Source organism: Candidatus Melainabacteria bacterium, assembly GCA_016193285.1.
Lineage (GTDB): Bacteria > Cyanobacteriota > Vampirovibrionia > 2-02-FULL-35-15 > 2-02-FULL-35-15 > JACPSL01.
Genome location: JACPSL010000038.1, coordinates 97,492 through 119,273, shown reverse-complemented (window position 1 = coordinate 119,273; position 21,782 = coordinate 97,492). Strand labels below are relative to the sequence as shown.

General features: G+C 33.3%; 21 protein-coding genes and 1 tRNA gene. 10 read left to right on the top strand and 12 right to left on the bottom strand.

Annotation, left to right across the window (positions count from 1 at the left end; genetic code table 11):
* Positions 1–5: 5 nt before the first annotated feature.
* The 3 genes from HYY52_08715 to HYY52_08705 form a co-directional block, all read right to left on the bottom strand.
* A complete protein-coding gene (locus HYY52_08715) occupies positions 6–2,144 on the bottom strand; it encodes a hypothetical protein (protein ID MBI2996767.1) in 2,139 nt (712 codons plus the stop codon).
* 65 nt (positions 2,145–2,209) lie between these two features.
* Positions 2,210–3,271, bottom strand: a complete 1,062-nt coding sequence (locus tag HYY52_08710) for an Mrp/NBP35 family ATP-binding protein (GenBank protein MBI2996766.1) — start codon at positions 3,269–3,271, stop codon at positions 2,210–2,212.
* Complete coding sequence (locus tag HYY52_08705; GenBank protein ID MBI2996765.1) at positions 3,261–4,283, bottom strand: aspartate-semialdehyde dehydrogenase; 1,023 nt, start codon at positions 4,281–4,283, stop codon at positions 3,261–3,263. Before HYY52_08705 ends, HYY52_08710 begins: the two co-directional genes overlap by 11 nt.
* Before the next feature lie 65 nt (positions 4,284–4,348).
* Between HYY52_08705 and dapA the strand changes: the two genes are divergently transcribed.
* Complete coding sequence (gene dapA, locus HYY52_08700; GenBank protein MBI2996764.1) at positions 4,349–5,266, top strand: 4-hydroxy-tetrahydrodipicolinate synthase; 918 nt, start codon at positions 4,349–4,351, stop codon at positions 5,264–5,266.
* Between the two features lie 93 nt (positions 5,267–5,359).
* Positions 5,360–7,141 carry a ribonuclease J gene (locus tag HYY52_08695; protein ID MBI2996763.1) on the top strand — a complete coding sequence of 594 codons (1,782 nt, stop codon included), beginning with the start codon at positions 5,360–5,362 and terminating at the stop codon, positions 7,139–7,141.
* A gap of 10 nt (positions 7,142–7,151) precedes the next feature.
* On the opposite strand, the gene HYY52_08690 is transcribed toward HYY52_08695, so the two are convergent.
* From HYY52_08690 to HYY52_08680, 3 genes are all read right to left on the bottom strand, one after another.
* Positions 7,152–7,604 carry a YbhB/YbcL family Raf kinase inhibitor-like protein gene (locus tag HYY52_08690; protein ID MBI2996762.1) on the bottom strand — a complete coding sequence of 151 codons (453 nt, stop codon included), beginning with the start codon at positions 7,602–7,604 and terminating at the stop codon, positions 7,152–7,154.
* Between the two features lie 95 nt (positions 7,605–7,699).
* Complete coding sequence (locus HYY52_08685; GenBank protein ID MBI2996761.1) at positions 7,700–8,224, bottom strand: hypothetical protein; 525 nt, start codon at positions 8,222–8,224, stop codon at positions 7,700–7,702.
* A gap of 42 nt (positions 8,225–8,266) precedes the next feature.
* Positions 8,267–10,447 (bottom strand): fused MFS/spermidine synthase, encoded by a 2,181-nt coding sequence (locus HYY52_08680; protein ID MBI2996760.1) that lies wholly within the window; start codon positions 10,445–10,447, stop codon positions 8,267–8,269.
* Between the two features lie 299 nt (positions 10,448–10,746).
* Here HYY52_08680 and HYY52_08675 point away from each other — a divergent pair, with 299 nt between their 5' ends.
* Positions 10,747–12,501, top strand: coding sequence for a PAS domain S-box protein (locus tag HYY52_08675; GenBank protein ID MBI2996759.1), 1,755 nt, complete (start codon positions 10,747–10,749; stop codon positions 12,499–12,501).
* Here the strand turns inward: HYY52_08675 and HYY52_08670 are convergent.
* The 3 genes from HYY52_08670 to HYY52_08660 form a co-directional block, all read right to left on the bottom strand.
* A complete protein-coding gene (locus HYY52_08670) occupies positions 12,452–12,907 on the bottom strand; it encodes a response regulator (GenBank protein ID MBI2996758.1) in 456 nt (151 codons plus the stop codon). The genes HYY52_08675 and HYY52_08670 overlap by 50 nt on opposite strands.
* Before the next feature lie 136 nt (positions 12,908–13,043).
* Entirely contained in the window at positions 13,044–14,150 is a 1,107-nt protein-coding gene (locus tag HYY52_08665; GenBank protein MBI2996757.1) for a PAS domain S-box protein, read from the bottom strand.
* A gap of 14 nt (positions 14,151–14,164) precedes the next feature.
* The gene (locus HYY52_08660) at positions 14,165–14,389 is read right to left on the bottom strand and encodes a hypothetical protein (GenBank protein ID MBI2996756.1); all 225 of its coding nucleotides are present in this window, start codon (positions 14,387–14,389) and stop codon (positions 14,165–14,167) included.
* Positions 14,390–14,460: 71 nt separating this feature from the next.
* Between HYY52_08660 and HYY52_08655 the strand changes: the two genes are divergently transcribed.
* On the top strand, positions 14,461–14,865 hold the full coding sequence (locus HYY52_08655) for a CBS domain-containing protein (GenBank protein MBI2996755.1): 405 nt from the start codon (positions 14,461–14,463) through the stop codon (positions 14,863–14,865).
* 7 nt (positions 14,866–14,872) lie between these two features.
* Here the strand turns inward: HYY52_08655 and HYY52_08650 are convergent, their stop codons facing one another.
* The 3 genes from HYY52_08650 to HYY52_08640 form a co-directional block, all read right to left on the bottom strand.
* Positions 14,873–15,556, bottom strand: a complete 684-nt coding sequence (locus HYY52_08650) for a response regulator transcription factor (protein ID MBI2996754.1) — start codon at positions 15,554–15,556, stop codon at positions 14,873–14,875.
* A 163-nt stretch (positions 15,557–15,719) separates the two neighbouring features.
* Positions 15,720–15,896: a hypothetical protein gene (locus HYY52_08645; protein MBI2996753.1), complete on the bottom strand. Its 177-nt coding sequence runs from the start codon at positions 15,894–15,896 to the stop codon at positions 15,720–15,722.
* A 201-nt stretch (positions 15,897–16,097) separates the two neighbouring features.
* Positions 16,098–16,170 (bottom strand) — tRNA-Trp (locus HYY52_08640).
* Positions 16,171–16,300: 130 nt separating this feature from the next.
* On the opposite strand from HYY52_08640, the gene secE reads away from it, so the two are divergent.
* The 6 genes from secE (at position 16,301) to rbfA (ending at position 21,775) form a co-directional block, all read left to right on the top strand.
* On the top strand, positions 16,301–16,552 hold the full coding sequence (gene secE / locus HYY52_08635; protein ID MBI2996752.1) for a preprotein translocase subunit SecE: 252 nt from the start codon (positions 16,301–16,303) through the stop codon (positions 16,550–16,552).
* Positions 16,553–16,566: 14 nt separating this feature from the next.
* Positions 16,567–17,133, top strand: a complete 567-nt coding sequence (nusG, locus tag HYY52_08630) for a transcription termination/antitermination factor NusG (protein MBI2996751.1) — start codon at positions 16,567–16,569, stop codon at positions 17,131–17,133.
* 332 nt (positions 17,134–17,465) lie between these two features.
* Complete coding sequence (gene nusA / locus HYY52_08625; protein MBI2996750.1) at positions 17,466–18,677, top strand: transcription termination/antitermination protein NusA; 1,212 nt, start codon at positions 17,466–17,468, stop codon at positions 18,675–18,677.
* Complete coding sequence (locus tag HYY52_08620; GenBank protein MBI2996749.1) at positions 18,646–18,963, top strand: YlxR family protein; 318 nt, start codon at positions 18,646–18,648, stop codon at positions 18,961–18,963. The genes nusA and HYY52_08620 overlap by 32 nt, the downstream gene beginning before the upstream one ends.
* A complete protein-coding gene (gene infB, locus HYY52_08615) occupies positions 18,960–21,419 on the top strand; it encodes a translation initiation factor IF-2 (GenBank protein MBI2996748.1) in 2,460 nt (819 codons plus the stop codon). The genes HYY52_08620 and infB overlap by 4 nt, the downstream gene beginning before the upstream one ends.
* Positions 21,416–21,775, top strand: coding sequence for a 30S ribosome-binding factor RbfA (gene rbfA / locus HYY52_08610; GenBank protein MBI2996747.1), 360 nt, complete (start codon positions 21,416–21,418; stop codon positions 21,773–21,775). The genes infB and rbfA overlap by 4 nt, the downstream gene beginning before the upstream one ends.
* The last annotated feature ends 7 nt before the right edge of the window (positions 21,776–21,782 follow it).

Sequence of the window (21,782 nt, the reverse complement as noted above, 5' to 3'; positions counted from 1 at the left end):
CAGATCTATCTTAACAAAGATTTATAAAGTGAAGTTGGATTTTGTGGATTTAGTCTAAGTCCAAGCCCGTATAAAGTAGGAAGATTTTCTTCAAGACGTTTAATATCATCAACTCCAATTGGATAATCTTCTCTTATTGCTATTTCATTAGCAAAAGGAGTTTTTAAATTGTTTGAATCTCCTTCAAAAAATTCTTTTTCTAATTTTGCGTTATCTTCAAATTCATAACAATCTATATTACTTGCAAGTGCTTTTGCAAGTAAAGTTTTAGGATTTTTCATGCACCAAATCTTTTCTTGCTTAGTTACTTTACCCCAGCTCTTGTTTTGTCCGAGTCCATAAGCAAGATGAGAGTTTGGATTTTCAAATGCAAATTGTTTGTCTTTATATGTAACTTCATATGCTCTTCTCATTGCTAGTTGATATGCAATGTAATCTTTCGATTTTACTTTTATTAGTTCTCTAAATTTTTCACTTGCTGTGTAATTTTCATTTTCAAATAATCCAAGTGTAAAATTACTGTTTGGTTTTGACAGAGCATATTTTTCTATAGCTTCTGTAATTTGTTCTTTCTTAAGAAGTTTTGCTACATAGTATGCAAACCTGCTATCTAAGGAGGTTGCAGCTTTAATATCTTCTTCTTCCATCTCTCCATAGTCAGGATTTTGAATTAAACCAGCTGCAAATCTAGTGTGGTTATAAGCATCTCTGGCTAATCTCTTGTAAGTTTTTGGGACTTCATAGCTTACTGTATTGTCTTTTACATTGGTAGCTTCTTCTGAAAAGTTAATGTTTTGTACTACTGCTTCAGCAAAAGCAGTATCAACCAAATAACTTGTTACAGCTTCTTTTATTGTCATAGATTCAGTTTTTGTTCCTAGTTTTGTTTCAAACTTCTTTGTGTTAACTTGATCATAACTAAGTCTTAGCCCTACTTCATATGCATAGTTTGTATTTGCATTGGCTTGGTTCTTTATAATCCATTTCAGATCATCTTCATCAACCAAGGATTGCAGGTTTTGAGCAACCCCTATTGCAAAAGCACTATTTGCATGATCAAGGCTTTGTCTTATAAACTCTTTGTGTTGTGCAAGAATTTTACAATTTTCATCCCTTGTAATTCTGTATGCATACTTACTACGGAAGAGTTTCATTGCTATGTCTTTTTCAGAATCAGTAATTGTGTAAGATTTCTCTCCAAAGTAATAAGGAGTTTGTGTTAATCCGCTTGCAAGAGAACTATTAGGGTTACATAGTGAATACATTTTCTCCCAATTTGTAATTGGATATTTTTTATTTCTTAAAGCTGCATGACTAGCCCAACCTGTAGGGTTATTTCTTATGGTCTTTATCAAGCCCTCATCAAACTCACATGCTGAATTTTGTGGAAACCCTGCTGAAAGGTAGCCATCATTAGGATGACATATGATAAAATCTTGAAACTTCTTTAAGTCTTCTCTTGACAGTTGCTTGCCAAGTGTTGGATTTTGTGTAAGCCAGAATATAAACCAATGAGCTTTGCCACTAAGCGCAATTTTTATGTCGCTATCTTCCATTATCCAAGTAGGATGCATTGCTATTATTGTTGCCCTTGTATTATTGTATTTATTAGGTGTTGAACTAGTTACTGTTTCTCGCAGTTCTTTTTGTAACTCTGGTGTAACTTTATTTTTTTTGTTCTGGAATACTCCGAAAGCAAGTTTTGTGCTTGTCTTTTCATGAGCTTCTTTAAGCAGCATTTTAAAATCCTCATCGCTTACATTTGGGTTTTTACCAACTCCATACGCATACCAAGTCTCTTGACCAGAAAGTGCGATTTTTATATCTTCAACAGTTGGAATGTAAGCTTGAGATTGTAAGAACTCCATTGCAAAATAAGTATCAGGATTTTCTCTAGCAAGTTTTATAAAGCGTGGATCAATTAGCGGATTTGATTTGAGTCTTTCTTGTGGTTTACTTGGCTCTGCTGCTTGTAATTTACAAGAAAAGATTGAACCTGCAGCAAGAACAGCTCCTGGTGTAGATTTTAAAAATGCTCTTCTATCAACAGGCTCTTCTGGCCAGTATCTATCTATTGAATTATTATCTGGCCTGTTGATAAAACATTGCCTGACAAAAGGTAGAACTTTACTTACTAAACTCATGTTTAAATTAAGCTAATTCTATAACAACCTAAAGTGCTTTTTCCATAATGATGTTATGAAAGAAACTATTCTTTATTTCTCTGCTGTGTATTCATTGTAGCTACCGATGAGCTTGCTGCAACTTGACTGGCTACTTCTTTAAAAACTTTTGAGATTGGATGATTTGGATTAACTCCTGTAATTGGTCTTCCGCTATCTCCACCAATTCTAACTTCAAGTTCAATTGGTATTCTGCCTAAGAAAGGAACATTAAGATTTTTTGCAGCTTGTTCTCCTCCACCATAGCTAAATATTTCTGTTTTTTCATTACATTTTGGGCAAATAAAATAACTCATATTTTCAATTACACCAAGAATAGGTACTTTTAATTGTTTAAACATGTTTACAGATTTTCTACTATCAAGTAATGCAACATCTTGAGGTGTAGTAACTATTACTCCTCCTGCAAGTGGAACTGCCTGGCAAGTAGTAAGCTGGGCATCTCCAGTTCCTGGAGGTAAATCTATAATTAAATAATCAAGTTCTCCCCAAATTACATCCCTTAAAAATTGTTTAATTACTCCATCAAGCATTGGTCCTCTCCAAATTACAGGCTGCTCAGCAGGTACAAGTACTCCCATTGAAATGTATTTAATACCATGGTTTTCTTTTGGAATTATTTTTGCGTTTTCTACTTTTGGTGGTTCTGAATCCCCCATCATTAAAGGTACATTTGGGCCTGTAATGTCAGCATCAAGTAAACCAACTCTTGCATCCATCTTACAAAGTGCAATTGCAATGTTAACTGAAACAGTAGTTTTGCCTACTCCGCCTTTACCAGAGCTAATTGCAATAATTTGGTTTATTCCTTGTAAGGGCTCTTTGCTAACAATCCCATGCTTGCGGACTTCACTTGTTATATTAATTTTTATATTTTCTACTTTAAACCCAATTTTGGTAAGAACTTTCTTACAATCATCTTCAATAACATTTTTTAATGGGCAAGCAGGAGTAGTAAGAACAACAGTAAAAGAAATTTTATCTCCGCCTAGCTTTATATCTCTCAACATGTTAAGAGCAACAAGATCTCTATTTAGCTCAGGATCTTTTACTTTTGATAAAGCTTCTTTTACTTGCTCAATATTCATTTACAACAATCTCTGCAATTTTAACTGCGTTTAATGCTGCTCCTAGTCTTAAATTATCTGCTACAATCCAAAAGTTGTATGTGTTTGGATTTGATTTATCTTCTCTTATGCGTCCTACATAAACAGGATCTGTCCCTGCAATGTCAATTGCCATAGGGTATTTTAAATTTTGTGGATCATCTATAACTTTAAGATCAAGCATTCCATGGAACGCTCTTACAATTTCATCTCTTGAAACTAGTTTTTCTAACTCTACATTTACACTTTCACTATGGCCAATATAAACAGGGACACGTGCTGCTGTGCATGTAATTCTTAAATCTGGTAAACCTAATATTTTTCTTGACTCATTAATAACTTTTGTTTCTTCTTTTGTATAACCATCTTCTCCAAAAACATCTATGTGAGGAATGACGTTAAAGGCAAATCTCCTGTTGGCAGGTGTTGTAGGGGCGTACCGTGGTACGCCCCTACAAAGACATTCTTTTGTTTGTTCTGTTAATTCGTCCATTGCAGCTTTACCAGCACCAGAGACACTTTGATATGTGCTAACAATTACTCTTTTTAACTCTGCAAGATCATGAAGAGCTTTTAAAGGAGGCATAAGTTGTGCAGTTGTACAATTTGGATTTGCAATTATTCCTTTGTGTTTTTTCAGATCTTCATTGTTTACACCAACAACAACAAGCGGAACATCTTTTTCCATTCTGTATGCTGAACTATTGTCTATTACAACTGCTCCAGATTTTACTGCATATGGCACCAGCTCTTTACTAACCACTGCACCACTAGATGCTAAAACTAAATCAATACCTTCAAAGCTACTCTTAGTAGCAAGTTCAACAGGATATTCTTTCCCTTTAAATTTTATTTTTTTATCAACTGACTTTTCAGATGCAAGCAATCTCAAACTCTTAAAAGGAAAATCTCTTTGTTCAAGCACCTCAAGGAAGTTACGGCCAACATTGCCAGTAGCACCGAGGATTGCAAGATTGATCTTTGCATTTGTCATATCGTCATATTATCAAATCCTAAAGGGTGTTGACGTTTCTCCTTTATATCTATATATTTAAATATATGCAAACCCCTTTTGGTCAAATCCTTACTGCAATGGTTACACCCTTTTGCAGAGATGAAATTACCTCATCCCTACACATTGATTATGAATCGACCGAAAAATTAATTGGCCATTTAATTAAAAATGGTACAGATGCAATTGTTGTTGCTGGTACTACTGGTGAAAGTCCAACACTTAGTCATGAAGAGAAAAGAGAGCTTTGTAAATTTGTCCAAAAGGTTGTAGGTAGTAAAGTAAAAATTATTTTAGGTACAGGATCAAATTCAACTCACATAGCAGTTGAATCTACAAGAGAAGCAGAAAAATTAGGTGTAGATGGAGTACTTTCAGTTGTTCCTTATTATAATAAGCCACATCAGGAAGGACTCCTAGAACACTTTGGGCAAATTGCTAAATGTACAAATCTTCCAATTATTTTATATAACATTCCTGGCCGTACAGGAATAAACATAGAACCACAAACAGTTAGTGAACTTGTAAAAAGACACAAAAATATAATTGGATATAAAGATGCAACAGGAAGTTTAGAAAATACAAGCCAGGTAATACAGTTAACCCCAAAGGACTTCCTTATATATAGTGGAGATGATGGCTTGACATTGCCCATGTTATCTATAGGAGCAGTAGGAGTTATAAGTGTAGCAAGTCATATTGTTGGCAATGAGATTAAAGATATGATAAATTCTTACTTTGCGGGTAAAATAGAATCAGCAAAAGAAATTCACAATAAATTATTTCCATTATTTAAAGCATTATTTAAGGCATCAAATCCTACATGTATAAAAGCAGCACTTGAGATTTTAGGAATTTGCAAAGCAGATTTAAGACCACCGCTTGTAAAATTAAACGAAAAACAATTAAATGAACTTAGAGAAGTAGTAAATAAAATATGTATCAAAGAACAAGTGAAAATGTAACGTAAGGGTAGACCCATGTGTCTACCCAGATACAAAAAGGTTTACAGGTATAGAAATGTAGGGGGTTGTTTCAACAAACCCCAAATAGGAAATATGATAATTGAAAAATCAAACAATCCAGAAAAACGTGTCCGTAAGGTAGTTAAACGTGGTGATGATACTGTTGTTGTAACAAAAGGGGCAAACAATGATCATGTCTCTCTTATACCAAGTGCCAAGGTAAAAATTATTCCTCTTGGTGGAATGTGTGAGATTGGAAAGAATACATGGGTTATTGAATATGAAAGTGAGATTGTACTTATTGATGGAGGGCTTGCATTTCCTACTGATCAAATGCCAGGAGTTGAAATTGTTTTACCTGATATAAGTTATTTAGTTCAAAATAAAAACAAAATAAAAGGCTTAGTCATTACTCATGGGCATGAAGATCACATTGGTGGAATTATACCAATGTTAAAACAGTTTGATATTCCAGTTATATATGGCCCTTCACTTGCAATTGGACTTTTAGAAGAGAAACTTCGAGAAGCACAGCTATTGGATAAAACGACTTTAAATAAAGGTAGACCAAGACAAACTTTTAAAATTGGTTCACTTGCTTTTACTTATGTCAGAAATACTCATTCAATTGCAGATAGTTTTTGTTTAATCATTCATACACCTGTTGGGAAAATAGTTCACTCTGGAGATTTTAAGTTTGATTATACTCCTGTAGATGGTGAGTTTTTTGATGTTTACTCACTTGCTAAAGTAGCTGAAGACGGGGCTTTGCTTTTAATAAGTGATAGTACAAATGTTGAGCGTGAAGGTTATACACCATCTGAACGTTCTGTTTATACAAGGCTTGAAGAAGAATTTAATAAAGCACCTGGCAGGATTATTGTTACTACATTTGCATCTCAAGTTCATAGAATAAGACAAATCTTTGATATTTGCGTAAAGGCAGAAAAAAGAATTGCAATTATTGGTAGATCAATGATTCTTTTAGCTGCAGTTTCAAAAGAACTTGGTCATATGAAAATTCCAGATGGTCTTTTAATTAATCTAGATGATGTAAACAAATTACCTGATGAAAAAGTTGTCATTTTAACTACTGGCTCACAAGGTGAACCTTTATCTGCACTTACAAGAATGGCTTTTGATGAACATAAACAAATTGCAATTCAACCAAAGGATACAATTATCATTTCAGCTACTCCAATTCCTGGGAATGAAAGAGCAGTAGCAAACGTTGTAAATGCACTTAGCGCAAAAGGTGCAAGAGTTATTTATGGAAGAGATGCTGGAATTCATGTCTCAGGACATGCATGTAGAGAAGAACAAAAATTACTTTTAAATATTGTCAGACCAAAATATTTTTTACCAGCTCATGGTGAATATAGAATGCTTGTTATGCACAGTAATTTAGGTGTGGAGTGTGGAGTTGATCCTAAAAATGTTTTCATTATGGAAAATGGAGACATATTAGAACTTACAACAAACTCAGCAAAACTAAATGGTCAGGTTCCATCTGGAATAATTATGGTAGATAGCACAAGAATTGGAGATGTAGATAAGAATGTATTAGAACAAAGGCATAAACTAGCTTCTGAAGGACTTTTAAGTATTATGCTAACTATTGGAAATGGAAAGGTTTTAGCTGGTCCATTGGTAGAAGCAAAAGGATTAGTACTGACTCAAGAAGATACTACTTGTGGGAAATTTGTTGCAGATGCAACGAAAACAGTTCTTAGTACAATTAACGAAGCTTTAAGTAACAATGGAAAAGATATTGAAAGTTTAAAAGAAAAAGTTAGAAGTGAATTAATAAAATTAATTCATAAAGAACTTAAACGAGAACCATTACTACAAGTAGTAATATTGGAATCTAAATAAGTTTAATTTCCTATCTCTTATATTTTCCAACTAATTGTGCTTTAGCTAGGATATGTTCTTTCATAGCTTTCAGCAATTTACTTTTAGTAGGACTGCTTTCAAAATTTAAAAGAGTATCAAGTGCATATAACTTAAAAAAGTATCTATGTGTACCACCTGGAGGACATGGCCCGCCATAGCCAATGGCACGAAAATCATTTACTCCTTGTCTTGTTCCATCCGAAAGCGTTTCATCATTAGAGATATTTTCTTGCAGTTCATTTGTATTTGGTGGAATATTATAAATTACCCAATGAACCCAATCACCGCTTGGTGCATCTGGATCGCAAGAAATAATGGCTAAACTCTTTGTACCATCTGGAACACCAGTCCAGGAAAGTGGTGGAGAAATATCTTCGCCATCACAGGTGTACTGTACTGGAATCATTCCCATATTTTGAAATGCAGAACTTTTAATTTCCATTTTTTTAACTCCTGATTTTGCAAAAACAAACTGAGTAGAGTTGCTTGTTAAAATAACAAGAAAGAAGAAAACAAAAATAATAAAACTTCGCATCTTTAAGTGTCTTCACAAGCATCTGGGATTTCATTTGCATCAGTATCAACATGAAACAAATCTCTTGCTCTAGTATATAAACCATAAATTTCACTAAAAAGATTTCCAAGTTGGTCAGGTTGAATACAGTCAGGTTTAATGCTATTTATTGCAATATCATCTTCTTCTCCTAAAAATGGCGGGAGTATTGGTGGTCCACAACTTATTCCAATACCTAAATCTGAAACAAGTTTATATAATGCATTCATTCCCATTTGAAGCTGCCCTAAACATTTTTGTGGAGAAGTAAGGTTTACTGCTCTAACTATTTGCCTGGTAATTATTTTTAATCTTCTTGCAGCCATGCGATCTTTTCTTATCTTGCTTTTTCTAAACTGGTCACAGACACCATTTGAATCAGAAAGTAAATTATCAAGTTGTTCTTCAAGTGATAGATCTTCACCACCAGAAGATTCATCTGTTTGTGCATAAGAAAAATTAAAAGTTAAAAGAGAAAAACACAGTACAAGAAAAATTATCTTTTTCATAAACCCCTACCTCTCATGTCAGTTGATTTTACTACACACCCCTTAAATTTTTATCCATTTAAATACACCGAATATATTTGAAAAGTCATCAGTCCAAACAGGGATATTGTTTCTCTTATATACAAAATGCCACTTTTTTTCATAAGTCAAACGCCCTAAGTCAGATTTATTCCTGGCTAGTACTACCCAGTGGGAAGGATACTTGCCACTTGATCTTTGCAATTGATTATTATCAATTTGAGCAAGGCAAATTAATCCCAAGCTATCTGCTAAATTACCTAAAATTGGTTCCAGGCTTAAAAATCTATTAGTTATATGAAAAGCTAAAATCCCACTTTTTGAAAGCTTAGATAAATAAAGTTCTAGTGCTTCTTTTGTAATTAGGTGTACTGGAATACAATCAGAAGCAAATCCATCAATAATAATTAAATTAAAAAAACTATTCTTTGCTTTTTTAATTGATAGTCTTCCATCGCCTAGTACTATTTCATGTTTAGCTAAACAGTTTTGCAAATATGTAAAATATTTTGGGTTTGTTGCTATCCTTTTTACTGTTGGATCAATTTCATAAAACATCCACACTTGTTCTGGTTTTGCATATGAAGCAATAGAACCTGTACCCAAACCAATTAAAGCTACATGCCAAGCATCATTTATATTTTCAAAATTTTTAAAAACCTGTCCTATTGGGCTTGTATAACTATAGTATGCAAGAGGTTCTTTTTGTTTTAATGGATTAATTCTTTGGCAGCCATGTAAGGTACTTCCGTGTAATAATGAATGAAACTTTTTCCCAGATCCATACTTTACTGTATGAATGCCAAAAAAACTTCTCTCTATAAATAATACTTCTTGTTCACAATATTTATAATAAACACTTGCTATTAAAAGAATTGCTACAGAGAGAATAAGACGTACAGGTCTTTTTGAAAAGAAGAAACAAATTATTATTGGCAAAATTATTGCAAAAATAATTTTAAGTATGCTTATCTTTAAACTAAGTAGTGGCAATACCTTAATAAGTATAAAAATAATTAAACCAATTAATAAAGGAAGAACATAGTCTAGTAAATTTGCTTTTGTTAAGTGAAGGCATACTAAACAAGCTAAGACAATAGCTAAGGGGTACTCAATGATTCTGTTAAATAATAATGGAGCTACTAAAGCATTAAACATTCCTCCAAGAACACCTCCAAGAGAAATTAAAAGATAAAACTCAGTTAAGTACTTAGTAGCTGGTCTTGTTTTTGCAAGTTCACCATGACATACCATAGAAGCAACAAAAAACATTAATAAGTGTATTAAATTAAAAAGGTAAGTAGATTTTCCAATATCAAAAATTAAAAAAGCAGCCAGTAGCAATATTACATAAGGCATTACTTTTACCATGAGCTTATGAGAAATTAACTCTTTCCTGGAAAAAACTAAAATAAAAGTAAGTAAATAAATTACTAGTGGTATTATCCAAAAAAGAGGAATTGCTGGAACTTCAGAAGTAAGATAAGTTGTTACTCCTAAAAGTAAGCTTGAGGGAATAAATGCAAGAATGATCCATTTAAATTTAGTAGAAGATGGTGTTTCTCTATCTTCACTTATTTCAGTATAAGTTGTTGAAGGACTAGTTATATTTGCCCTTTTAAAATGCAAAGTAAAAGCACAGCATATAACCAATAACACAAGTAAAAAATATCCTAAAGACCACAGTATACTTTGGTTTACTAATTTTAAATAAGGTTCAATAACAATTGGATAACTAAGCAAACCTATCATGCTTCCAAAGTTACTTGATACGTATAAAAAATAAGGATCACTACTTGTTTTATGTCCTAGTAAAGAAAACCATTTTTGAAGCATTGGTACACTTGTTGAAATAATAAAAAACGGCAAACCAACTGAGAAAGAAAGCAAAAGCAAAAGCCACAAAATAGGGTTTTCACCTACAGGAGGTGTCCATCCTTTTGGAATACAGACAGGCAAAACAAAAAAAGGTAAAAATAAAAGTAGAATATGAAAAATAGATTGCTTTTGTACTCCAAGAAATTTTATTGATACGTGAGCATAAATATAACCAAGCAATAAAACTGCTTGAAAAAAAACAACACAGGTATTCCACACTGCTGGTGCACTACCAAGCACTGGTAAAATCATTTTTGCAAACATTGGTTGTATCCAAAAAAGCAAAAGGCCACTTACAAAAACTGTTGTTGAATATAAAAAAAGCACTACAACTCCTCTAAAGAAATTTAACGACGGCTATAGATAAGAAATGATCCTCAAATTGTAAGAGATTGTAAGAATTGAAATACGAGTTGGGTTTATTTTTTATTAAGGTATTTAAAGAAGTTTAAGAAAAATAAATGCTGATCATTAAAAAATGCTACTTAAAAAAACTGAATTAAACCAACAAGGCTTTTTGGAATGTAAAATACTCGTAAGTTTTTACTAGTGGATATCTTTCCACTTACAAACAATTAAGAGAGAAGGTTTACTCTCTTGGTTTTAGGCCCAAATCAATAAAACATATGGCAGCACAACTAACTATTCAAGAGAGAACAAGAGAAGAATTAATAAAAGAACTAAAAGTTTTAAGAGCACAACTTGCAGTTTTTGAAGAAGAAAAAGCTATAAGAATAAAAGCTGAAGAAGAATACAGAAAAATGCATGAGCGTTTTACTGGAATTTATAATTCTTCAAAAGATGCTATTGGCTATGCAACTTTAAGCGGGACTTTAATAGATGTCAATGAATCTTTTTCTAAATTAACAGGCTACACCAAAGAAGAATTGTTAGGTAGAAAATATCAGGATCTTACTCCTTGTGAGTATTATGAATACGAAGCTAAAATAATTGAAAGAATTCTACAGACAGGTAAACCTGAAGAATATGAAAAAGAATATATAAGAAAAGATGGAACACGTGTCCCTATTTTGCTTACAGTCTTTATTGTAAGGGGTGAAGACAAAGAGCCAATTAGTCTTGCAGCTATTATTAAAGACATTACTGAACAAAAAAAGATAGAGGGGGCTAATAAGAAATTAGAAACTGAATTAGCCCGGAGAGCTGAAGATTTAGAATCACAGTTAGCTTCTCTTGTAGAATATTCTGCTGATGGAATTATAGCGACAACTCTTGAGGGCAAAATTGTTAGTTGGAATCCAAGTGCAGAAAGAATATATGGCTACTTAGTAAGTGAAGCTATTGGAAAACATATTTCAATTGTTATGCCACCTGAACATCAAGATATAATCACTGAAATTGTTGAAAAACTAAAAAGTGGCCAGCGTACAGTTCAATATGAAGCAAAAAGAATAAGAAAAGATGGAAAAGAGATTTATGTCTCAGCAGACTTAGCTCCAATAAAGGATTCTAAGGGAGATATAACTGCAATATGTGCAATTATTAGAGATATTACTGAAAAAAAACTTTCCGAAGAACTACACTTGCTTTTAGCATCTATCATTGAATCTTCAAGTGATGCGATTTTTAGCATCGCATCTGACGGTACTATATTAAGCTGGAACCATGCTGCTGAATATATTTATGGCTATAGTACAAAAGACATAAAAGGAAAGCATTGTTCAATTTTAGTACCACAAGAAAAAGAAGAAGAATTACCTATGATTTCTAAAATCATAAAAGAAGGTGAATATCTTGAAAATTATGAAACAGTCAGAATGAAAAAAGATGGCACTAGAATAAATATTTCATTAACTGTATTTCCTATAAAAGATGCTTCAGGAAAAATTACAGGAACATCAGTTATAGTACGTGACATCACTAAAAGCAAGCAACTTCAACAAGAGTTTGAAAAAATAAAATTAGTTCAAGAGCATCAAAAAGAAATAAGCGATCTTGAAGATTTAGCAAATAAACCTAATGGTGATATTTTGACTCAGTTATATGGGTTTGTACCATTAAGTCAGTCTTTCCCACTACTTTTTATGGAGATAGTTGAAAAATACGAAGATTTATTAGAATTAGAAATTCAAAACAAGTCAGAAAAAAATAATAAAAAATACTCAGACGAAATAAATTTTATTGCTAAGCAACTAGGCATACTTAAAGCTAGCCCAAAAGATGTATTAGAGGTTCATGCAAATGTACTAAAAAAAAGAAGTAGGGAACTTTCATCTGAAAAAGCAAAAGACTACACTGAAATAAGTAGAAAGATGGTTATTGAATTAATGGGACATCTAGTATCTTATTATCGAAGTTTGTCAATTACTACTAAGCAGGCTGCATGGTTTGATTCTGGTAAGCAAAAGAGTTTTCATTAAGAGCTGACAATATACTGCATGACAAGCCATTACTATCTACGTAGCCTTTTACTAAATAACCACTTGCATCTTTTATACAATGCCTCATCTCTTCACGCTTTAAAACAGATCCAGTTAATATCAATATAGGCACTTTAGGAATTCTATCCTTTAAACTTTTAAGTGTATCAAAACCAAGACTGTCTGGTAAAGTAAGATCTAAAAGGACAACATCAAAATCCTTTTTGTCAAGATATTCAAAACCATATTTCAGTCTATCAACACGAGTAACATTAAACTTGCACTGTTCATTGCTATGCAAAAGTTCAGATATAAAGGCCGCGTCTTTGGAATTATCTTCTATTAACAACACTTCAGTAGGTTTATTACCTAATGATGCAAGTTTGTTTATAAAATTACCACTCATAATAAAAATCCCCTTTACTTCTTACCCTATTTACACGAATATAAACATTTTATACTTAAACAATGTTTATGCTTTATTACATTAAGTTAGGTTAAAAAAATCATCTTTATAGTTTAGTTATTTTATACTTATTTGTTTAAAAAATTGTAGATGAGGGAAAACTAAGTATAAAAGTTGTCCCTTTACCAACTTGACTACAAGCAGTAATTTTGCCATTATGATACTCCATAATTTTTTTACATATGGCAAGCCCTACTCCTGTTCCTTCATATTCTTCATTTGTATGTAATCTTTGAAAAAGCTGGAATATTCTTTCTGTATCTTTTTTGTCAAAACCAATTCCATTATCCTGTACTTTAATTTCTATTTTTCCATTACTTATGTTTTTACTTTCTATTATTATGTGAGGTGAAATATTTTTTTTAGAAAACTTTAATGAGTTTGATATTAAGTTTTGAAAAAGCTGTCTCATTTGATTTTCTTCAGCATTGATAGTTGGTAAATTACTAATTTCTACCTTGCCATGTTTTTCTTTAATTTTTACTTCAAGGTCATTTATTACTTGATGTACTACTGTTTCTAAATTAACTGGTTTAAAAGGAAGTGCTTTAGTAGTTACTCGCGATAATTCAAGTATATCTTTAATAAGCATCCTCATTCTAAGTGCACTATCATGCATATAGTGCAGGTACGTATCTGCTTTTTCGTCTATTACATTGTGATATTTCTTGTTTAATAAATCACTAAACGAAATTATTTGTCGTAGCGGCTCTTGTAGGTCATGGGAAGCAACAAATGCAAAATGTTCTAGTTCTTTATTTGAACGTTCTAATTCTATGGTTTTTTGTTTCAGTAACTCTTCTAAATGTTTTCGTTCAGTAATATCAATGATTGATGCTAGTACAAATTGTCCTTCCTCAGTCTTTATTGGAGTAAGTCCTATTTCTATTAAGATTTCTCTGCCATCTTTATGAATGCCAACTAAATCTCTTCCAGCTCCCATTGGTCTTGCTTGTGGTTCCTTAAAGAAAGAAACAGTATATTCAGAGTGTGTCTTGCGAAAACGTTTAGGTACTAACATCTCAATATTTTGATCTATCAATTCATCTTGAGTATAGCCAAACAATGTTTCTGTTCGTTTGTTTATAAAAGTAATCTTACCTGTTATATCAGTCATTATCATTGAAATTGGCTGAGCTTCTATAAGAAGACGAAGACGTTTTTCGTCTGTTAAATTCTCCATTTTTATCTACCTACCTAAGGATTTGATTTCTTTTTTGGCGGCCAAGTATAATTATAATTCTCAAAATCTTCTTTGGGAATGAATGGCTCTTTGTCAAATAAGCTATTGATACTTTTCTTTAAGTCTATGATTATATTAAATACTTGTGGTGTATCTACAAAAATAGATTCATCAATATGTTTTAAAATCGTTTCCACCTCATTTATATTTTTGTAACTTGCTCTTAGTGTTATACCCATATACACAGGTTTTATCTTCATTGATTGTTTTAACCATTAACAATTAGGTTTAGCTGCGATATCCTTAACTTATGAGAGTCAAAGACATAATGAATCAGGATCCAAGAGTGCTTTCTGAAGATGAAACAATTTTTAATGCTTCAAAATTTATGAGACAACAAAAAATAAGAAATCTTCCAGTCATTGATAAAAATAAAAAACTAGTTGGACTTGTAACTTACAGAGAAATAATTGATTCATTAAGTGGTAACTCAGATATGATCTTAGTAAAAGATGCAATGGTAAAACAAGTCACAGCTGTTGGACCAGAAACACCACTTAAAGGTGCAATAGAAATAATGCTGATCAACAAATTTGGCTGCTTACCAGTTGTAGATAATGACAGAAAGCTTATAGGTTTAATAACTGAGACTGACTTACTAAAAACTCTTTATGATGTCTCAACTCTACCAAGTGATTTTTATCAATTTAAATAACTAAACTTCAAAAACTAACCAGACCTTCTCTCATTGCTTTTACTGCTGCTTGTGTTCTGTCATCAACACTTAGTTTATTTAAAATACTACGTACATGTGTTTTTACAGTAGCTAAGGTTATAAAAAGCTTGTCAGCAATTTCTTGGTTACTTTTACCATCTACAATAAGCTTTAAAACTTCAAATTCTCGATCCGACAAAGGACCTGTCGGGATATTTACAACAGAAGACTTTGCTATTTGTTCGATTTGACTTATATCTTTCCCATAAATATTTCTTAAAACCTTCTCAGCAACCTGGCTTGAAAGCCATGCATTTCCTTCATACACTGACTCTATTGCTGTAATTAATTGCTCAGGTGAGGTATCCTTTAAACAATAACCATCGGCTCCGCTAGCTAAGCTTGCTAATACTTCTCTTTTAGATTCATGACTTGTTAACATGATTACTTTTATATTTGGGTTTGCTTCTTTGATTCTTTTAGTAGCTTCAATACCATCAAGTTCCACTAGACCAATGTCCATAATAATCAAGTCAGGAATTTTTTCCTTTGCCAGTTCAATTGCTTCTCTTCCATTTGCAGTTTCTGCAACAACATCAAGGTTTGGATATTTTTCAAGTGAAACCTTAAGACCAATTCTTGTTAGAACATGATCCTCGACAAGCATTAATCTAATTTTATTTTTATCCATGGCTACTTAAATCAACACTATTTCTACTTTGAATACAAAACATCTGTTCCTCTGACCACTGATTTCTGTCCACTAATTCACGCCCTCGTAATGGACGTTAGAACTGAAATAATGAACTTTGACGGCTATATTCACATTCCAAAATTGACTCCTGCCGTATGACTTACTTTGTCATATCATCTTTTTTTTTCAATACAAACGAAACATTTTGATCTAGTCTTTGCCTTACTCTTTCAGCTCTCTCTCTCATAATCCTTACCTCTTCAGCTATCTGTTTTTTAGTCATCCCATAAAGATCGTCTTCTATTTTGAAAACAGGACCTGTAACTTTTTTTGACATGTTATTTATCCTCCCAGTTTAACCCTCGCGCCCTGTAGGGCTCGAACCTACGACATCAGGTTTTGGAGACCTGCTTCTTTTTTATAATCGTGCTCCAGCCTCGAGACTCGGCTTTTGCACTTCCACAGACTTCCAGTTTGCCTCTTGTCACAACGCTCAAGATTTTCGTCTTTAGAAAATCTTGAGCGTTATTCTTTTACTCGCGCCCTGTAGGACTCGAACCTACGACATCAGGTTTTGGAGACCTGCGTTCTACCAACTGAACTAAGGGCGCATTCCAGAGAATCAGAGGAGCAGAAATCAGAAGATCAAAAAGAGCATAGTAGTACTGCACTAGAAAATTATACTTTACCAATTTAATATTTACACTGTAATGTACAATATACAAGAGGTAAAAACCAATTATGGCAATAGCAATGAGTGAGAAAGAGACTGATAATGGAAAGGTCGAGATAGAGACTAAACCTTTTAACCTTAAGCAGTTTTTGTCTGAGGTTAAAAGTGAGTTTTTAAAAATAACCTGGCCTTCAAGAGAACAAACTACTACAGAGTTTTTCTCTGTAATGCTGCTAGTAGCTATAATTACTGGTATTATTTTTGCTATGGATAAGGTTTTTAAGTTAGTTGCTGACTTTTTTACTGGTAGACTTTTTTAAAGGCAAGAAAATTTATGCTAAAGTCAAAACAAGCACGAAAACCACAAACAAGAAATTGGTATGTTGTTCAAACTGCCTCAGGCCATGAGAACAAGGTAAAAGAACATATTGAGAAACGAATAAAGACTCTAAGTGCTGATGACAAGATTTTTAATGTAATAGTACCTGAAAAAGATGTTACTAAGATTCATGATGGTAAAAGAGTCCAGAAAAAAGAACGTGAATTCCCGGGGTATGTATTAATTGAAATGATTATGGATGATAGTACCTGGAGAATAATTAAAGATACTCCAGGTGTAACAAGATTTATTGGTGCAAATAAACAACCACTTGCTGTCCCACCATCAGAGGTAAGAAGAATTCTAAGAAAGAGCCAAGTGTTTACAAAGACAAAAGAAGGCAAAAAGATTATTGATGTTATTGTTGGTGAATCAGTAAAAATCCAGTCAGGGCCGTTTGAGGATTTTATTGGTGAGATAACTGAAATTAATGAAGAAAGAGAAACAGTTAAAGCATTGGTAAGTATTTTTGGAAGATCAACACCAGTTGAATTATCTTTTGATCAAATAGCAAAATTATAAACAAGCTATGTTACTTTGCAAAGTTATTTTACTTATATATCTCTGGATTCTAATTACTATATCTTTTTATTTTTTACTTAATGCTTATGGTTTTTACCAAAATTTAAAAAGACTAGAAATAATTTTTAAACAAAAAAGGAGAGAGAGTTACACATTTCTTCAAAATACAAGATTTGCACTAAAGGTTATCATTGGATTGCTTTGGTAGAGGTTTGCCGTGGTACAATGTATCCGTAAAACAGGAAGCCAAGTCAGGCTGGGGTTTTAAAAACTTCCAGCTTTTTTTGTAGATAAAGAACAATGAAACACTAGGAGGTTACACCGTGTATAAGATTGGAGTTCAGTTAATAGAGGCAGCAGAACAATTGGAAAGTGAAAGGAATATTCCAAAGCAGGTTTTCATTAATGCTATTTGTGATTCAATTCTTGCTGCATATAAAAAGAAAGTCCCGGATCACAATATTGATGGTGTTCACATCCAGTTTGATGAAGTAACTGGCGAGATTGGTATATTTGCACCAAAGACAATTGTTGAAACAGTTACAAATGAGTGTCGTGAAATTGCAATAGCTGAAGCTAAAGAACTTTTGCCTGATGTAGTACTTGATGAAATACTTGAGATTGATGTTACTCCGGATGATTTTGCTGAATATGGAAGAATAGCTGCTCAAGCTGCAAAGCAAATAATGACTCAACGTTTAAGAGAAGCTGAAAAAGATTTAGTAAAACAAGAATTTGTTGGTCGTCAAGGAACAATGATGACAGGCCAAATCAAGAGAATTGAAATTTTAAACAACGGAAAACCAAACGTTGTTGTTGACCTTGGACGGTTTGAAGGTCATATACCCCCGAGAGAACAGTTGCCTGGTGAGACTTATAAAGTAGGTTCAAGAATAAGGGTTTATGTAAAGGAATTAAGAGAATCAGGTAGAGTCCCTACTGTTATTGTTTCTCATACTCATGAAGAGTTAGTTAAAGAGTTGTTTGAACTTGAAGTACCTGAAATAGATGATGGAACAGTTGAGATCAAAGCAATTGCTAGAGAAGCAGGATACAGAACTAAAATTGCAGTTCATTCAAACGATGCTGACATTGATCCTGTTGGTGCTTGTATTGGCAGCAGGGGTGCAAGAATTCAAAATGTTGTAACAGAACTAAGAAATGAAAAAATTGATGTCATCAGATGGTCTCAGGATCCTATTGACTTTATTTCTAATTCTTTAAGTCCAGCAAGAATTGTAACTGTTGCTTTGTACGATGACCCTACTGGAAGACGTGCAGAAGTAATTGTACCTGATGATCAATTAAGTCTAGCTATTGGGAAAAACGGACAAAATGTCAGGTTAGCAGCTAAGCTAACTGAATGGAAAATTGACATAAGAAGTGAAACTCAAATCCAAGGCCAGCCATTTGGTGTTGGAGCAAAGACCACTGTTGTTTTAGACCAAAAAGATAAAGATAAAAAAGAAGTAACTGAAGAAGTAATAACACAAGAACCCAAGGAGACCAAAGATCAAGAACCAGAATCACAAAAATCTAATTAGGCAATGCATTACTTGTCGCAAGCAAAGTACACAGAGTGACCTTATTCGTCTGACTAAGATTCATGATTTGGGATCTGGCCTTGAACAAATTATTTTAAACCCAAACAAATATCAACTTGGCAGATCAATATATTTATGTAAAAATTCAGACTGTGTTAATAAAGCAATTAAAGAAAAAAAACTTCAAAAAATGCTTAAAGTCCCAGCTTCCAAGTTATCAACAATCATTAATCAGCTTTTAAACTTCCCTCAACCTCAAAACCTAAGAAATGAGGTGGCAGTATGAAAACTACTAAACCTCGTATTTATGATTTAACTAGGATTATTACTAAGTCTGAATCTGACGAAAAAGTTCGCAAGCAAAAGCAATCTGATGTAGCAAAACAAATTATCTCTATATGTGAGCAGCTTGGCTATCCTGTAAAAAGTGCATCAAGCTCAGTTGATGAGGAACTAGTAGAAAGAATAGTTTTAGCTTTACAGGAAAGCGGATTAAAGTTAGACCCTTCAGCAATGATTCAAGAACTAAAGGAACAAAAAAAATCAAAACTAGAAAAGCCTGCAAGTCAGGCTCCACCACCAGAACCTGTGCCAGTAAAAAAACAATTAAAAATTGTAAGAAGAATTAAGCCGCCTCCACCACCTGAAGAAAAACCAACAGAAGCACCAGTCAGTGAATTAAAAGCAACTGAGACACAAACTACAAGTGTAAACATAATTCAAAAACAAGAAGTATCTCAAGTACAAGAACAAACAATACGTATCCAACCTAAAAAACAAGAACAACCATTGTTACCAAATTTACCTGTTCAACCTTTCCGTGTAGCAAAACCAACCATGGTGCCTTCTATGATGGGAAGAACTAAAAGACCATCCGGAACAAGGGGTGGACATCAACAAAAAGAGAAAGAAAAGAAAGAAACTGAAACTGTTGCAACTATATCTAAACCTTTGATTGTAACTTTAACTTCAGCATTGTCAGTTAAAGAGCTAGCAGAAAAATTATGCTTACAAGAAACAGAAGTTGTAAAAAATTTATTTTCAAGTGGAATAATAAAAACTGTTAATCAAACGATTGAGCTTGAGCTAGCAATAGAATGTGCAAAATCTTTAGGCTATGAAGTTATAACTGAAGAAGAAGCTAAAGAAGAAATAAGTTTACAGCCAGATATTTCGCTTGAAGCTGAAGAAGATCTTTTACCAAGACCACCAGTAGTAACCATCATGGGGCATGTTGATCATGGTAAAACTACTTTGCTTGATGCTATAAGAAAAACAAAATTTAAGATTACTGAGCAAGAAGCAGGAGGGATTACACAACATATTGGAGCTTATCAAGTTGAAGTATTAGATTATGACAACAAAAAACGTAAGATAAGTTTTCTAGACACACCTGGCCATGAGGCTTTTACTGCGATGAGGGCAAGAGGAGCCCAAGTTACAGATATTGCAATTCTTGTAGTTGCTGCAGATGACGGAGTTATGCCACAGACCATAGAGGCAATTGATCATGCTAAAGCAGCTGGCGTACCTATTGTGATTGCATTAAATAAGATTGATAAAGAAGGTGCTCAGCCAGATCGAGTACTTGGACAGTTAGCAGAACATGATCTTTTAATTGAAGACTATGGTGGTAAAACAGTATGCTCAAGAATTAGTGCGAAAAAAAGAATTGATTTAGATGACTTACTTACAAAAATTACTCTTGTAGCTGATGCAGAACTTTCGTACAAACTTAGAGCAAATCCAGGCCGGCTTGCAGTTGGTGCAGTAATTGAAGCTGAGCTTTCAAAAGAAAGAGGCTCAATAGCTCATCTTTTGATTCAGAATGGAACTCTAAAAAAAGGAGATTGTTTAGTTGCAGGAAAAGTTGCAGGGCGTGTTCGAGCAATGTTTGATGATCATGGAAAAGAAGTAGAAGAAGCACCACCTTCTATGCCAGTTGAAGTAATTGGTTTATCAGATGTACCTCGTGCTGGCGATACTTTCCAGGTCTGTAAAACTTACCAAGAAGCAAAAGAAATTGCACAACAAAATCAATTGAAAGAACTAGAAAAACATGGGTCATATGGACTAGTTGATTTCTCATCTAAGGTAAAAGAAGGTCAAGTACATGAGTTGAAAATTATTATAAAGGCAGATGTGCAGGGTTCAGCTGAAGCTGTTGCAAAAGAAATTATAAAACTTTCAACAAATGAAGTATTAGTTAGACCTGTTCATGTAGGAAGTGGAAACATTTCTGAGAATGATATTAATTTGGCAGCTAGCACAAACTCTATTGTAATTGGGTTTCATGTTGTTGCTGATGTAAATGCTCAAAAGATTGCAAGTGAGCAAGGTATAGATGTTAGGATTTACGATATTATTTATAAAATTACAGAAGATTTAGAGAAAGCAGTTCTAGGATTGCTTGAGCCTGAAAAAGAAGAAGTTAAACTTGGAGTAGCAGAAGTTCGAAAAATATTTACTTTTGGCAAAGGTAATAAAATTGCTGGTGCATATGTAACTGAGGGAAAGATTCAGAGAAATCAAATTGCAAAGGTCACAAGAGGCGGAAAATTAATATATCAAGGTAAAATAGACGGCTTAAAACGCTTTAAGGATGATGCTCGTGAAGTTCAAGCAGGATTTGAATGTGGTATTTCTTTTCAAGAGTTTAATGAAATTGAAGAAGGTGATTTAATTGAATGCTGGACCATTATAGAAAAAGAAAGAATAAGCCTCAAGGAGCTTGCGTCATGAAATCATATAATCGTCCTCGTCGTATTAGTCAGCAAATTAAAAGAGAACTTTCAGAAATTATTCAAAGGAATGAAATTAAAGATGACAGATTAAGTGGAATTATTTCAATTACTGATGTAGAAGTTTCTGGTGACCTGCGTAATGTAAAGGTTTATTTTAGTGTCTATGGGGAAGAGTCTCAAAAAGTAGGTACGCTTGCAGCACTTGAAAATGCCAGGGGGTTTTTAAGAGGTGAAATATGCAGAAGACTTGGTATAAGATTTGCACCAGAGCTAATATTTAAGTTAGATGATTCATTAGAGCGTGGGCAAAAAATTACAGAGCTTTTAGAAAAGATTAAACGGAAAGAGGTTTAAAGTTTTT

Excerpts from the sequence above, each read along its gene's own strand:
- HYY52_08710 (MBI2996766.1), bottom strand. The coding sequence starts at position 3,271 with ATGAATATTGAGCAAGTAAAAGAAGCTTTATCAAAAGTAAAAGATCCT.
- HYY52_08645 (MBI2996753.1), bottom strand. The coding sequence starts at position 15,896 with ATGTCAAAAAAAGTTACAGGTCCTGTTTTCAAAATAGAAGACGATCTT.
- HYY52_08705 (MBI2996765.1), bottom strand. The coding sequence starts at position 4,283 with ATGACAAATGCAAAGATCAATCTTGCAATCCTCGGTGCTACTGGCAAT.
- infB (MBI2996748.1), top strand. The coding sequence starts at position 18,960 with ATGAAAACTACTAAACCTCGTATTTATGATTTAACTAGGATTATTACT.
- HYY52_08685 (MBI2996761.1), bottom strand. The coding sequence starts at position 8,224 with ATGAAAAAGATAATTTTTCTTGTACTGTGTTTTTCTCTTTTAACTTTT.
- HYY52_08660 (MBI2996756.1), bottom strand. The coding sequence starts at position 14,389 with ATGGGTATAACACTAAGAGCAAGTTACAAAAATATAAATGAGGTGGAA.
- HYY52_08695 (MBI2996763.1), top strand. The coding sequence starts at position 5,360 with ATGATAATTGAAAAATCAAACAATCCAGAAAAACGTGTCCGTAAGGTA.
- HYY52_08665 (MBI2996757.1), bottom strand. The coding sequence starts at position 14,150 with ATGGAGAATTTAACAGACGAAAAACGTCTTCGTCTTCTTATAGAAGCT.
- rbfA (MBI2996747.1), top strand. The coding sequence starts at position 21,416 with ATGAAATCATATAATCGTCCTCGTCGTATTAGTCAGCAAATTAAAAGA.
- HYY52_08670 (MBI2996758.1), bottom strand. The coding sequence starts at position 12,907 with ATGAGTGGTAATTTTATAAACAAACTTGCATCATTAGGTAATAAACCT.
- dapA (MBI2996764.1), top strand. The coding sequence starts at position 4,349 with ATGCAAACCCCTTTTGGTCAAATCCTTACTGCAATGGTTACACCCTTT.
- nusG (MBI2996751.1), top strand. The coding sequence starts at position 16,567 with ATGCTAAAGTCAAAACAAGCACGAAAACCACAAACAAGAAATTGGTAT.
- secE (MBI2996752.1), top strand. The coding sequence starts at position 16,301 with ATGGCAATAGCAATGAGTGAGAAAGAGACTGATAATGGAAAGGTCGAG.
- HYY52_08655 (MBI2996755.1), top strand. The coding sequence starts at position 14,461 with ATGAGAGTCAAAGACATAATGAATCAGGATCCAAGAGTGCTTTCTGAA.
- HYY52_08715 (MBI2996767.1), bottom strand. The coding sequence starts at position 2,144 with ATGAGTTTAGTAAGTAAAGTTCTACCTTTTGTCAGGCAATGTTTTATC.
- HYY52_08690 (MBI2996762.1), bottom strand. The coding sequence starts at position 7,604 with ATGGAAATTAAAAGTTCTGCATTTCAAAATATGGGAATGATTCCAGTA.
- HYY52_08675 (MBI2996759.1), top strand. The coding sequence starts at position 10,747 with ATGGCAGCACAACTAACTATTCAAGAGAGAACAAGAGAAGAATTAATA.
- HYY52_08650 (MBI2996754.1), bottom strand. The coding sequence starts at position 15,556 with ATGGATAAAAATAAAATTAGATTAATGCTTGTCGAGGATCATGTTCTA.